General features: G+C 44.5%; 13 protein-coding genes. 2 read left to right on the top strand and 11 right to left on the bottom strand.

Annotation, left to right across the window (positions count from 1 at the left end; translation table 11 throughout):
- The first annotated feature begins 220 nt into the window (after positions 1-220).
- Positions 221-1681: an ArnT family glycosyltransferase gene (locus tag VME0621_RS12960; protein WP_062460894.1), complete on the top strand. Its 1461-nt coding sequence runs from the start codon at positions 221-223 to the stop codon at positions 1679-1681.
- A gap of 75 nt (positions 1682-1756) precedes the next feature.
- Here VME0621_RS12960 and metR read toward each other — a convergent pair whose 3' ends face one another.
- The gene (gene metR, locus VME0621_RS12955) at positions 1757-2668 is read right to left on the bottom strand and encodes an HTH-type transcriptional regulator MetR (protein WP_062460897.1); all 912 of its coding nucleotides are present in this window, start codon (positions 2666-2668) and stop codon (positions 1757-1759) included.
- A 196-nt stretch (positions 2669-2864) separates the two neighbouring features.
- Here metR and metE point away from each other — a divergent pair, with 196 nt between their 5' ends.
- A complete protein-coding gene (gene metE / locus VME0621_RS12950; RefSeq protein ID WP_062460900.1) occupies positions 2865-5144 on the top strand; it encodes a 5-methyltetrahydropteroyltriglutamate--homocysteine S-methyltransferase in 2280 nt (759 codons plus the stop codon).
- 54 nt (positions 5145-5198) lie between these two features.
- Here the strand turns inward: metE and VME0621_RS12945 are convergent, their stop codons facing one another.
- The 10 genes from VME0621_RS12945 to trpD all read right to left on the bottom strand — a co-directional run bounded on the left by VME0621_RS12945 (position 5199) and on the right by trpD (position 14048).
- Positions 5199-5603, bottom strand: a complete 405-nt coding sequence (locus VME0621_RS12945; RefSeq protein WP_062460903.1) for a GspS/AspS pilotin family protein — start codon at positions 5601-5603, stop codon at positions 5199-5201.
- 9 nt (positions 5604-5612) lie between these two features.
- A complete protein-coding gene (locus VME0621_RS12940; RefSeq protein WP_006071598.1) occupies positions 5613-5909 on the bottom strand; it encodes a YciI family protein in 297 nt (98 codons plus the stop codon).
- A 73-nt stretch (positions 5910-5982) separates the two neighbouring features.
- Positions 5983-6384: an acyl-CoA thioester hydrolase YciA gene (gene yciA, locus VME0621_RS12935; protein ID WP_038228126.1), complete on the bottom strand. Its 402-nt coding sequence runs from the start codon at positions 6382-6384 to the stop codon at positions 5983-5985.
- 85 nt (positions 6385-6469) lie between these two features.
- Complete coding sequence (locus VME0621_RS12930) at positions 6470-7042, bottom strand: septation protein A (protein WP_038228128.1); 573 nt, start codon at positions 7040-7042, stop codon at positions 6470-6472.
- A 178-nt stretch (positions 7043-7220) separates the two neighbouring features.
- Entirely contained in the window at positions 7221-7886 is a 666-nt protein-coding gene (locus VME0621_RS12925) for a hypothetical protein (RefSeq protein WP_051647683.1), read from the bottom strand.
- A gap of 129 nt (positions 7887-8015) precedes the next feature.
- Positions 8016-9251 carry a dicarboxylate/amino acid:cation symporter gene (locus tag VME0621_RS12920; RefSeq protein WP_038228130.1) on the bottom strand — a complete coding sequence of 412 codons (1236 nt, stop codon included), beginning with the start codon at positions 9249-9251 and terminating at the stop codon, positions 8016-8018.
- A gap of 350 nt (positions 9252-9601) precedes the next feature.
- The gene (gene trpA, locus VME0621_RS12915) at positions 9602-10420 is read right to left on the bottom strand and encodes a tryptophan synthase subunit alpha (protein ID WP_062460906.1); all 819 of its coding nucleotides are present in this window, start codon (positions 10418-10420) and stop codon (positions 9602-9604) included.
- The gene (gene trpB / locus VME0621_RS12910; RefSeq protein WP_006073854.1) at positions 10420-11610 is read right to left on the bottom strand and encodes a tryptophan synthase subunit beta; all 1191 of its coding nucleotides are present in this window, start codon (positions 11608-11610) and stop codon (positions 10420-10422) included. Before trpB ends, trpA begins: the two co-directional genes overlap by 1 nt.
- A gap of 46 nt (positions 11611-11656) precedes the next feature.
- Positions 11657-13021 carry a bifunctional indole-3-glycerol-phosphate synthase TrpC/phosphoribosylanthranilate isomerase TrpF gene (trpCF, locus tag VME0621_RS12905; protein ID WP_062460909.1) on the bottom strand — a complete coding sequence of 455 codons (1365 nt, stop codon included), beginning with the start codon at positions 13019-13021 and terminating at the stop codon, positions 11657-11659.
- 28 nt (positions 13022-13049) lie between these two features.
- Entirely contained in the window at positions 13050-14048 is a 999-nt protein-coding gene (trpD, locus tag VME0621_RS12900; protein ID WP_062460912.1) for an anthranilate phosphoribosyltransferase, read from the bottom strand.
- Positions 14049-14073 lie beyond the last annotated feature (25 nt).

The following is a 14073-nucleotide window of genomic DNA, read 5'->3' as shown; positions in this document are numbered from 1 at the left end:
AGCTCTTGACTATCTATCCATATAGACTATTCATATTATAAGTATCACTTATTTATATAACTTATTAATAACTAAGATATTTACAGAAAAATGACTTGAAGCCATTTTGTGATGCACTTCAAGTGAGTAAAGTCTATCGCCAAAACCTTCTATTTTGACTTTTTAGGGGAGCCCTTTTTAGCCAATGTTTTCAACTATTCTCAGTTTTGACCGAGCATCCATGAGTTCAACAGATGTGCAGCGTTCGCATCGCTTTGCATTCATGTGGTGTTTTTTCTATGCCGTCGCTTGGTCTTTGGTGTCTTATCACCTAGATCCAACCGTACCTTATGACGCAGTGGAAGCGTTGAACTGGGCCAGTAATGGGGAATGGGGAAGTCCGAATAATCCGTGGTTTGTAGGCTTCTTTGCTCGTATTTTACTTGTCTCAGATACCACAGAGTTTGCATCAGCATTTTGGTATGTAGGACACTTCTCTGTTATCGCATTGGGTATGCTGGGTTGCTACAGACTCGCTTACAAACTTACGGACTCAACGGCCTTAGCTTGGTTGGGGTTGCTGACTCTGAACTTATCAGGCGTTATCAACTTTGAAGCCATCCCATATAACGACAACTATTTGTTGTTTGGTTCTTGGTCATGGATTTTGCTGTTTTTTGTCAAAGCGGTTTATGAAAACGCGAAGTGGTGGTTACCGTTTGGTGTGTTAGCCGGTTGCTCTGCAATGGCTAAATACACGACCTTTGCACCAGTTGCGATGGTATTTGTACTTAGCCTTACAGTGCCAAACGTGCGTCGCTTTTGGAAAGAACCGTATTTCTATGCCGGTATTGTCGCATTTCTAGCTTTAGTAACGCCAAACTTCTTTTGGATGTTTGCCAACAACTTCTCGTCAGTGAAATGGGTGAGTGGTCAAGTATCGGCGCAGTTGAGTCCTGGTAGTTGGTTAGCGCTATTATCGGTATTCTATCCGTTTGTTTTGTTAGCGGCGTTGCTAGGCAAACGGGCGCTTAAACTGACTAAAGATGTGCCTGAAAAAGTATGGCTAACAACGTTTGTTTTATTGGCTCCTCTGGTGCTTATCATGGCTTGGTTCACCTTCCATAAAGGTAATCGCCTTGTGGAATGGCTACACCCGTTCTTCATGCCAGCACCAGCAGTATTAGTTGCCTATCTAGCAAAAGATGTTGTGGGTAAACTATCGAGACCATTTAAAGTATTGTCAGTGATGGCATTAGTTATGATTGTTGGTTATGCCTCGGTGATGATCTTTAACGTTCGCAATGCGGGGCAGAGCTTTAGCGGCATTAAGACGTTAAGCATTGAAGCAGAACAGTTTTGGTATCAGCACAATGATAAGCCACTGACATTAGTTGGTGGGACAGAGCTTTCTCAATGGTTTACCTTCTATATCGCACCTCATCCAAAAATGACAAACCAGTGGAGCAATGAGACGCTACCAAATGTTTACAATCGTCATATCACAGCAGAGGCAATTGAGCAGCAAGGTGTGTTGTTGATGGGCAATATGGGGGCAGGATGTAAAGAAGGAGTATTTGCTCGCTTTACTAATGAATGGCCGCAGTTTGTACCTGATATTCAACAAGAAGTGATTTATCAAGATTCTCCACAGGACAAACAACAAGTAGTATGTTTGGGAATCGTGAGTCCACGTTCTTAACCAGTACTGCGTTACAACGAATTAAGCCCTCCATTATGGAGGGCTTACTTTTTGAATCGACTTCTACAATAGAACTTAAGCGATCTTGATACCTTCCAGATGCTGCTGACATTGCGTTCTTGCTGTGCCGAAAAATGCCTGCAGATAGTGTTTATCCTTTTCTCCATTTCTCACCCCAGCAAAGAGTCTTCGCCAAAGCCCTTGTCCTAGTGGCTTGCTGGTGATTAACCCTTGACGAGAAAACTCACTCACTGCCCAGTTAGGTAAAGCAGCGACCCCTAAGCCCGCCGATACCATTTGCACCAACATTAAGGTGTTGTCAGCTTGTTTCCATTTGTTTGGTTCTATCCCTGCTGGGGTTAAGAAGTGTTTTACTACATCGAGACGTTGCTTTTGAACTGGATACGTCAATAAGGTCTGCTCTGATAGATCTTCCGGCTCAATTACAGATTTTTCTGCTAGTGGGTGAGAGATGGACGTGACTAAACGCATCTCAAAATCGAATAGGGGTTCATAATGAATTTCAGAGCGCGGTTGGATATCGGAGGTAATCACCAAATCTAGCTCTCCAGCAACTAAAGCAGGAATAGGCTCAAAGCCAAAACCAGAGGAAAAATCGAGCTCTACATGTGGCCAAGCGAGTTGGTACTCTTTCAAAGCAGGCATCAGCCACTGAAAGCAAGAATGACAGTCTATTGCCATGTGTAAACGCCCGTTGATGTCTTCCTTGAGACCTGCTAAATCCCCCTCTGCTTGCGCTATGCGAGGAAGAATTTCATTCGCGAGGTTGAGCAGTATCTCACCTTCCGAGGTAAATCTAACTGGGCGTGTCTTGCGAATAAACAACGGTGAACCGATACGCGCTTCTAAGTCCTTTAGTTGATGAGAGAGGGCGGACTGAGTTAGGTGTAGCGATGTGGCGGTCGCAGTTAGTGATCCTGTATCTCGTAGCGATGCCAATGTCTTTAAGTGCTTTAGCTCTATCATGAATATCCCTCATCCTGTTCCCTTAACTATTAACTTAACGTGATTTGCAGGATGTGTAAACATCTAGACGTCCATAATTATTTCGAACTGTTGTTGAATTAATTTCATATTCAATGTGAATAATTTGAGATTGTTCATATTTATTGGCTGGGAGATAGTTTAGCCATCCAGACAGCTTCAGATAAAGGACATCAACATGACAGTAACGCACATTCTTGGCTATCCACGTATCGGTGAAAAACGCGAGCTCAAATTTGCTCTAGAAAAATACTGGAAAGGGGAGAGCGACCAAGCTGCTCTCAAGCAAGCCGCAAGTGACATCAAAGAGAACAACTGGGCTCTGCAGCGAGATAATGAATTGTCTTTCGTGACAGCGGGTGATTTTGCTTGGTATGACCATGTACTTGGTACCAGCTTACTATTAGGCCATGTGCCAAAGCGTCATGCTAAAGGCTTTCCTGACCTTGATACTCTTTTTCGTGTAGGACGAGGTCAGTCACAAGCTCAGTGCGGCTGCAGTGGCGAAGCAGCGTCAGACATGACGAAGTGGTTTAACACAAACTATCACTACATTGTTCCTGAGTTTTCCTCTCAAGATAGTTTTCAAGTCAGTTGGACCCAGTTATTCGATGAGATAAATGAAGCTCAGCAAAATAACCGCAATGTGAAACCTGTGCTTCTAGGTCCCTTGAGTTACCTTTACCTTGGTAAAGAAGTCGAAGGCGGTTTTGATAGACTCACGCTGTTGCCGCGTCTTTTGACAGCCTACCAATCTATCTTAGCGAAGCTAGAAAAGCTGGGTGTAGAGTGGGTGCAAATTGACGAGCCAATATTGTCTCTTGAGCTTCCAAAGCCATGGCTAAGTAGTTTTAAGCTTGCTTATCAGGTAATTAGAAGTGACGTGAAGGTGCTACTGACAACCTATTTTGACTCTGTTGTTGAATCGTTAGATGTGATTAAGCAACTAAGTGTCGATGGCCTGCACATTGATGTGGCAGCGGCTCCCGAACAGCTAGATATCGTGGTTGATCAATTGCCAGAAGATTGGGTGTTATCGGTCGGTACTATCAATGGCCGAAATGTATGGCGCGCAAATTTACACAGTAAGCTCCAACAATTGCAGTCAGTGAAAGAAAAGCTTGGTGAACGTTTGTGGGTGGCCACCTCATGCTCTCTGCTACACAGCCCGGTTGATTTGGAACTGGAAACCAAACTTCCAGAAGGGACAAAAAACTGGTTCTCTTTTGCCAAACAGAAGGTTAGTGAAGTGCAATGGTTGGCTAAGGCATTAGATGGTGATGAAAATGCAAAACAGTATTGTGCTCAATACAGTCAACCAATTATAGAACGTGAGCTATCGACTTGGGTGAATAAGCCTGAGGTTCAAAAGCGTGTTGCCGCTCTGGGTCAAACCAACGGTGATCGCTGCGCACCTTATGATGAGCGAGCCCATCACCAGAAAGAAGTATTGAAGCTTCCTTTATTGCCAACTACGACGATAGGTTCTTTCCCGCAAACGTCTGAGGTTCGACAAACACGTGCAGCGTACAAACGTAATGACATTGATTTTTCAAGTTATCAAACCGCTATGCATGCATTTATCAAAGATACAGTAGAGCGACAAGAAGCCACCGGATTAGATGTTTTGGTGCACGGTGAAGCTGAACGTAATGATATGGTGGAGTATTTTGCAGAGAATCTTTCAGGCTTTCAAACTACTCAATTTGGTTGGGTACAGAGTTATGGATCGCGCTGTGTGAAACCCGCCATCGTGGTTGCTGATATAGAACGTGACAAGCCAATGACAGTTGAGTGGTCAACCTACGCTCAGTCGCTAACCTCAAAACCGATGAAAGGTATGTTAACGGGGCCTGTAACTATCTTATGCTGGACGTTCCCTCGTGAGGATGTGACGCGAGAAACGATAGCCAATCAGCTTGCATTAGCACTTCAAGATGAAGTTAATGATTTGCAGAACGCTGGAATTAATATCATTCAGATTGACGAACCTGCAATTCGCGAAGGCTTACCGTTAAAACAGCGTGACCATAAAGCGTATTTAGAGTGGGCGGTGAAAGCATTCAAGGTGTCTGCTGCAAGTGCTAAACCAGAAACACAAATACACACTCATATGTGTTACAGCGAGTTTAATGAAATCATTGAATCTGTGGCTGCGTTAGATGCAGACGTGATTACTATTGAAACTTCTCGTTCAAATATGGAACTGCTAAATGCGTTTGAAGAGTTTAACTATCCAAATGAGATTGGACCGGGGGTTTACGATATCCACTCTCCAAACATTCCGACCGTTGAATGGATTGAGCAGTTGATTGAGAAAGCAGCTGAGCGCATTCCTGCAGAGAGACTCTGGGTGAACCCGGACTGCGGCTTAAAAACACGTAACTGGGAAGAAACGGAAGTATCATTAAACAACTTGGTGAAAGCAGCGAGTAACTTACGTAGAAAGCTAAGTTAATCGGTGGAAAAATAAAAAAGGCTTGCAGATGCAAGCCTTTTTTGATGATTCGAATTAGTTCGCAGGCGGCTTGTCGCAATAGTCTTTTGTGACAAGCTGGTCTACCATAAGTTGACCGCGCGAGTTGCGAATTTTGATCCGGTAGGCCAAGCCCATATCCAGATTTGCTTTCACTTCACGGTCGGTACAGTAATAGTTCATGCTATTACGCAATACCGTATCAAGCGGTTTAGCGCCTTTAGCATCGGTATTGTAGATCATCATAATCTCAACCGTACCTTTGTTGGCAGAGGCCTTCATGATGGACAACGGGCCCTGTTCGATCGGCAAACCAGAAGACAACACGCTAGCGCGGCTTTGAGCTAGCATTTCTATCTGACGCTGTTGGTCATCGTTGGTGCTAGAACAGCCCGCTAACACGGTCACTGCCGTGATAACCATCCAAAGAGATTTTTTCATCGTTCGCCTTTAGAATACTTTCTTAAATGGTTTAACGATAACGTTAGCATAAACACCAGCTTCAATGTATGGGTCGGCATCTGCCCATTGCTGCGCTGCCGCTAACGACTCGAACTCAGCAATAACGGTTGAGCCTGTAAACCCAGCATCTCCCGGATTATCACTGTCAATGGCTGGCATTGGGCCTGCGGTGAGCAATCGACCTTCATCTTGGAGTGTTTGAAGTCTTTCCAGATGTTGTGGGCGAACGCTGAGACGTTTTTCTAATGAGTTCTCAACGTCTTGTGAAAAAATAACGTACCACATATTTGTTTCCTTCAAATAGTCATGTCTTCTTAAGATGTCATTTTTTCACGGAAAAGTCATCGCTAGAACTGCTTTAATTTGGATTAATTGGACGGGGGCGTCCATTTGCATCAATGGCAACGTAATGGAAGGTAGCTTCACATACTTGGTAACGCTCCCCGACACCTTCTAAACTTACGGGTTTAACCCATACTTCTAGGTTGATCGTCATTGAGGTGTTACCAATTTTGGTGCATTCACCGTAGCAGCAAACCACATCGCCAACTTTTACGGGGTGCTTGAACGTGATTCCTGAAACTGAAACCGTCACGATACGGCCATGAGAGATCTCTTTCGCCAGGATACCGCCGGCTAAGTCCAATTGAGACATAATCCAACCACCAAATATATCGCCATTCGCGTTGGTATTCTCCGGCATAGCCAGAGTGCGAATTATAGGTTGGCCTTTAGGTGTGTTTGATGTTGTATTGGTCATGGTTATAGTCTTCCTGAAACAAGACAGCGACCCGTAGGTCGCTGTTTTCAATTATCTGCGGAGTATACAAAACTTCCGCCTTGAATCAAGATGTATGATCTTGGTTCTCATTTTTGGCAGGTTTGCCTTCTTCATCTTTCGGGATGTGTTTGTAGATATATACACCAGTGAGAATGGTGAAGAGCAGGGTAGCTGCCAATAGGCCGAAGACTTTAAAGTTTACCCAAACGTCGAGTGGAAGGGAGTAAGCGACGTAAATGTTCAAACCCGCGCAGAAAGAAAAGAAGCCAACCCACGCATAGTTTACTTTGGCCCAAACCGCGTCAGGTAAGGTGATTTCTTTACCCAGCATACCTTTAATAGCACTTCGTCCCATCGCATGACTAACCGCTAGACCTATCGCAAATATCACGTAAACAATAGTTACTTTCCATTTTATGAAGTTGTCATCATGCAAGAATATTGTCATGCCTCCAAACACAGCGACCATTAAGAAGGTAATGACCTGCATTTTTTCGACTTTCTTATATAGGAAATAGGTGACGACGATTTGAACTGCGGTTGCGACGATCAATGCGCCCGTAGCCACGTAGATATCTTGCATCTTATATAGAACGAAAAAGATAATCAGTGGAATAAAATCAAGTAGTTGCTTCATGTTTCTCGCAAACCTTTCAGTGATGATTCACGACAGTGTAACCAAAACGTTGCCAATACAAAACAATTTGAACAAATTCGTGGTGAAGATGCTCGGGACAAGGGAGGTGTGCCAGTGACGAGACGAGTTAGAAAGACCCGAAAAGTCGGGCCTTTGTTAATCTTCTATTCCTAATACACTATTCGGTGATAGGTTTTTTTAAACCAGAGATCGATGCGTACTGAGGGGGATTAAGATCTTGCGGCTTTATTTGCACTCTGGCATCACTGGCTCGGCAGACACCATCGGTGAAATTGCCGCCACGGATGTACTTGTGTATGCCATCAAATCCGTTTTTATAGTAGGAGTCGAGCTTTCCTCTGTAACCGTAGTAAGTACATTTATCGTAGCCCCAGCCATACATATAATCAGCAAGAGCTTGAGCGAAGCTTCGCTGACCATTTACCCAGGAGGCACTGTTACAGTTATAGCATTTGATTTTGCCTGTAAAAGTCTTTGGAAGGCCATTTTCTTTTAGTCGGTCGACGACAAACCTGTGACCTACGACAGTGCCCCAGCATTTAGCCATGGTGATATGTTCTTTCCCCGGGAATCCATGTCCACGGATATATATTTGATCATCATTAGAAATATTGACTAGCTCGTTAATGGTAACGCCTTTTTGATACCAGATCTGAATGGCTTCTTTATCTTTGGTCGTAGCAAGATGTTGTATCCAGCGATGGTTTTTGCGATGCATTATGTTGTCAGAGAAATTGCCATCCTCGTCGGTCATTTCACCATACTCCATCCAAGCTCGAGCGTCAGAGGTTGGTGTCGGCATATAAAAGATTATCTTTCCCATGGGTACGTCAAACTCCTTTTGTTTGTAACCATAGATAACCTAGTAGAAAAATCATATTAAAACAGTTTTATATAAAAAAGGGCTGTCACTATAAAGTGACAGCCCGTGAAACTGGTTTTTTGGCCTAAGTTACGCTTGCTGTTTTTGTAACTCAGCCTCTTGTGCTTCTTCTTCAACCAGAGCATCAACGATGACCGCACAAGCTGCATCACCAGTGATGTTTAGAGCAGTACGAATCATGTCGAAGATACGGTCTAGAGCGAATAGCAGAGGTAGGCCTTCAATAGGAATGCCTGCCGCCAGTAGTACCGCTACGACAAGGAATGACGGACCAGGAACACCGGCTTGACCAACCGCACCTAATGTCGATGTCACGATGATAGCAATGTATGCACCCATTGAAAGATCGATATTGAATAACTGTGCAAAGAAGATAGCTACCAAACCATAGTAAATTGCGTTACCAGACATATTGATGGTCGCACCAAGTGGCAGTACGAACGACGCTGTCGAGTTCTTAACACCTAACTCTTTTTCTACTGTGTCCATAGTCACAGGTAGTGTTGCCATTGAAGAAGCCGTCGAAAGCGCAACTGCTTGAGGCTTTTTCATTGCACTAATGAACTTCTTCGCTGAGGTCTTTGTAAACACTTGAATCATCAGCGGGTATACAACAAAGCCGAAGATAAGGATGGCTGCAATGTAGACGACGAAGAGCTTGAATACCACCATTAGCGCACCAAAGCCGAAGGTGCCAACAGCTTCTGCCATTAGGCCGAATACGCCGATAGGAGCAATGATCATCACTTTGTTGATCATCCACACCATAACATCAACGATTGCGTTTACGCCATTAAGAAGAGGGTTACGACGAGTTTCTTCTAGTTTAGAAAGGCCGATACCAAAGAATAGGCAGAACACCAAGATCTGTAGGATGTTTGCTTCGTTTAAGGACTGAAAAACGTTGGTCGGGATCATACCTGTAATGGTTGCCCAGAAAGAAGGTAGGTCGCCCTTAGAAGCGTATTCAGCAGAGAACATGCCTTCGATGCCTGCTGTATCGATATTAATACCTGGTTGGAACACTTCACCCATAACAAGCGCTAACGCCACTGCTAGAGCTGAAGTTAGACCAAAATAAGCTAGTGTGGTGACACCAACTTTACCTGCGTTACTACTGTTACCAAGGCCTGCAGCACCTGAAATCAGAGCTACAGCAACCAAAGGAATGACTAACATCTTAATTAGATTAATAAAGATAGTACCCAATGGGGCAAACATAGACGCAGATTCACCCATCATGGCACCGATTAGGGTACCTAGGATCATTGCAATCACGACTTGGACGCCAATATTGTTTAGCATCAACTTTTCTTTTAACACTTCCTTAACTCCTGTGCTAATAAATTATAAAATCCTAGCATAGTCTCCCAGATGAACGGCAAATGTTAGACTAATGTTCGTTGGGGTTTTACACTTTATTAGCACTGTTAGCAATAGATAGAAATCAATTAGAGGTGATTTAGATAAGAATATTAGAAGGAATGCTGTTCTATTGACCGATAGCAAACGTTTGCTTTGAATTTGGTTAATAATTACTTACGGATTGAAAGATATTGATAATAGTTGTGAAAGTTAAGATGTAAAAAAAAAGTTGCGCAATTGACGCAACTTTTCTGTTATGAAAGGGCGAAATGAACTGTCTAAAAAAACGTCTACCTTTGTGTCGCGGCTTTCATCGCTTTAACAAATTCAGAAAGTTTGTTTAGCATTTTTTCTGGCTCTGCTAAGTTGTTTTCGATGATTTTAACGACCGCAGAGCCAGAAATAGCTCCTGCCGCACCAGCAGCCAATGCCTCAGAGACTTGTTTCGGCTCAGAAATACCAAAACCAAGTAATGATGGCGGAGCATCATGTTTAGTGAGCTTATCTAGCTGAGTATTCATAGGCATATTAGCTTTAGTTTCAGTACCAGTTACTCCGGCTCTCGAAAGCAGGTAGGTATAGCCGCCGCCTAGTTTTGCCACTTGCTGAATGGTTTCTTCACTCGCTGTTGGTGGCGCAATAAAGATAGGGTGAATACCGTGCTTATGAGCCGCTTCAACAAACTCTTTGCTTTCGTTAGTTGGGACGTCAGCGATAAGTACTGAGTCGACGCCCACTTCCGCGCATTTCTTATAGAAAGTGTCAACGCCACCTGAATAGACTAGGTTTGCGTACATGAGCAATCCAATTGGAAGCTCTGGGTATTTTGAGCGTATTTTTGCCAGTAGCTCAAAACAGATAGTCGGTGTGGTTTTTGAGTCCAAAGCACGAATGTTTGCGCCTTGAATAGTAGGACCGTCCGCTTGAGGGTCAGAGAACGGCATGCCAAGCTCTAGCGCATCAGCGCCAGACTCAACTAAGGTTTCGATGATTTTCAGAGACAGCTCTGGGGATGGGTCTCCCATTGTCACGAAAGGAACGAAAGCGCCTTGATTCTTCTCGCCCAGGCGTTGAAACATTTCTTTGTAGCGATCTTGATTCAGGCTCATTACATAACTCCTTTTTCTTTTAAGATATCGTGAACGGTGAATATATCTTTGTCTCCGCGTCCTGATAGGTTAACAACAAGAAGTTGTTCCTTCTCTGGGTTTTCGCGTGCCATCTTTAACGCGTAAGCCAGTGCGTGTGAAGACTCAAGAGCTGGGATAATACCTTCTCCGCGTGCTAGTTCTTGGAATGATTCGAGCGCTTCGTCGTCAGAAATAGACTCGTACTCTGCTCGACCAATACTATTGAGATAAGCGTGCTGTGGTCCAACAGATGGGAAATCGAGACCTGCAGATACGGAATAAGACTCTTCTATTTGGCCATGTGGATCTTGCATAAGTGGTGCTTTCATGCCGAAGAAGATACCAGTAGTACCATGCTTCAATGGCGCGCCGTGTTGGTCTGTATCAATTCCTAGTCCAGCTGGCTCTACACCGATTAGGCGAACGCTCTCTTCTTCAATAAAGTCTGCAAACATGCCAATGGCATTTGAGCCACCGCCGACACACGCAATAACAGCGTCAGGAAGAACCCCTTCACGTGCTAGGATTTGATTTTTGGTTTCTTCACCAATCATACGTTGGAATTCACGTACAATGGTTGGGAACGGGTGAGGGCCTGCCGCTGTACCTAGCAAGTAGTGCGCATCTTCGTAGCTGGCTGACCAGTCACGTAGAGCTTCATTACAGGCATCTTTTAGTGTTGCTGAACCAGAATGAACAGGAATTACCTCAGCACCCATCAGACGCATGCGGAAAACGTTAGGGCTTTGACGTTCTACGTCTTTTGCACCCATATATACTCGGCATTTTAGTCCAAGCAACGCACAAGCAAGTGCTGTTGCAACCCCATGCTGACCAGCGCCTGTTTCGGCAATAATTTCGTTTTTACCCATACGTTTGGCAAGCAAAGCTTGGCCAAGTACTTGGTTGGTTTTGTGAGCACCACCGTGAAGTAAATCTTCACGTTTAAGGTAAAGCTTCGTTTTGGTGCCTTTGGTGAGGTTGCGAGTTAGTGTTAGTGCCGTTGGACGCCCTGCGTATTCTTGCAGTAGGGACATAAACTCTGAACGAAATTCAGGGTCATCCTGAGCATCGATAAAGGCTTGCTCTAGTTGATCCAGTGCAGGGACAAGGATCTGTGGAACAAATTGTCCACCGTATTCGCCAAAATAGGCATCTAATTTAGACATGGTAAATTCCTTTAGTTGAAACTTGTTACTCGTACTAGAGCAAGTTTTAGTAATCTCGAATTAATGCGAAGGCTTGGTTGAGTTTTTCGGCATCTTTCTTACCCGGTGCGGACTCAACGCCCGAATTGAGATCTAAGCCGATGCATCCAAGCTCACTAGCTTGCTTAACATTCTCAGGAGACAGTCCTCCAGCTAGCATAATGTCAGTGGTGTTATTTAATAATTGCCAGTCAAAGCTTGTCCCGGTACCGCCTGATTGTTCACCCACCTTGGCATCCAATAAGTGGCGGTCAACATTGATTCTGTTTAGGTCTGGCAGCTCATCGGTGACACCGTGTGCTTTCCACACTTTGATATCATCATTAAGAAGAGGTTTGAGTGTATCTACGTAGGCTTGGTCTTCGTTACCGTGCAGCTGTACCGCAGACAGTTTCAGTTGATTTGCTGTATCTGCGACAAACTCCGGGTTATGGTTTTGAAATACGCCAACAAACTCAAGTGGAGCGCCACTCATGACCATGCGAGCTGATTCTAAATCGACGTAGCGAGGAGACTTTTCTACGAAAATCAAACCACCTTTTACTGCGCCAGCCTGGTAAGCTTTTGCCGCATCGTCTGCTTGGGTCAGGCCACACACTTTGTTTTCTCCGAACAGCACTTTACGAACGGCAAGTTCTAAGTTGTCTTCTGCCATGAGCGAACTACCGATTAGGAAGCCATTAGCAAACGGACAAAGATCTCGAACTTGCTGGTGGTTATAAATACCAGATTCAGAGATGATGATGGTTCCTTCAGGAAGTTTTGGAGCAAGCTCCTTAGTGCGTTCAAGATTCACCGACAGGTCACGAAGGTTGCGGTTGTTGATGCCGACAACTTTCGCCTTAAGCGCAATAGCTCGCTCTAGTTCTTCTTCGTTACTTACTTCGGTGAGAATACCAAGGTCGAGAGACTCTGCAACGGCTGCAAGCTCACGATATTCGTCATCATTAAGTACTGAAAGCATCAAAAGAATAGCGTCAGCATTGTAGTGGCGAGCAAGATAGACCTGATAAGTGTCAATCATAAAGTCTTTACATAGCACTGGCTGTTTAACCTGACGACGAACTTGGGGTAGGAAGTCAAAGTTACCTTGGAAATACTTCTCATCGGTCAAAACAGAGATCGCGCTTGCGTGGTTGTTGTACACCGAGGCTATGTAGTCCAAGTCGAAATCGTCGCGGATTAACCCTTTAGATGGGGACGCTTTTTTGCACTCAAGAATGAAGGCAGCTTTTCCTGTCGACAGCGCTCCATAAAAGCTGCGATCTGATGGCACTAGATCGGCCTTAAAGCTTTCTAGCGGTTGAGACTCTTTACGAGCCGCAACCCAGATTTTTTTGTCTTCGACGATTTTTGCTAATACCGTTTCCATTTTCTTTTCCTATGTTGTCGTCGATGGTTTATCCGCGCTCAGCGAGTTGCTGGACGAGTTGATACGCTTTACCTGAATTCATTGCGTCTATCGCTTGTTGAGCATTGGACTTAAGGTCGTCATGCCCAAACAGTTTCATCAATAATGCAACGTTGACAGCAACGGCGCCAAGTTGAGCGTCAGTCCCTTTTCCGGTCAACATATTGGTGATGATTGCGCGGTTTTCTTCTGGCTCACCACCTTTGATAGCCTCAAGTGGATGAGAATCTAAGCCGAAATCTTCTGGTGTTAACGTGTACTCGGTAATTTTCCCGTCTTTGATTTCTGCTACTAGCGTTTCGCCATGAATTGCTACTTCGTCTAGACCGCTACCGTGTACTACAGCTGCACGTTTCATCCCCATTTGTAGCATGGTTTCTGCGATAGGACGAACCAGTTTCGCGTCATAAACGCCCATCAATTCGATGTTTGGTCTTGCTGGGTTAATCAGTGGACCCAAAATATTGAAGATAGTACGAGTTTTCATGGTTTGGCGAACTGGCATTGCATGACGAACACCACCGTGATATTGCGGTGCAAATAGGAACGCAACACCAATATCATCAACGGCTTTGCGTGTGTCCTCGGCAGACATCGCTAGGTTGATACCAAAAGAGTCGAGCAGGTCAGAAGAACCAGATTTGCTCGACACACCGCGGTTACCATGCTTCGCTATTTTTAGACCACAAGCTGCGGCAACAAATGCCGCGGTTGTGGAAATGTTGATAGTGTTGGCTCCATCGCCGCCAGTACCCACGATATCCGCGAAGTCATAGTCAGGACGGGGAAAGGGGTTGGCATTGGCTAATAGCGCTTTGGCTGCACCAGCGATCTCCTCTGGGGTTTCACCTTTGATTTTCAGAGCGGTCAACGCGGCAGACATCAAAATAGGGTCAAGTTCCCCTTTAATGATAGTGTCAAACAACTGCTGGCTCTCTTGTTGAGACAGGTCTTGTTGGTCGTAAAGTTTATTAATAATAGTTTCCATGATTACGATTCCTTGAATTTGTTTC

The sequence above is a fragment of the Vibrio mediterranei genome (assembly GCF_900088415.1).
GTDB classification, from domain to species: Bacteria; Pseudomonadota; Gammaproteobacteria; order Enterobacterales; family Vibrionaceae; genus Vibrio; species Vibrio mediterranei.
The sequence above is the reverse complement of the archived record's forward strand: the minus strand, read 5'-3'. Positions and strand labels throughout refer to the sequence as shown.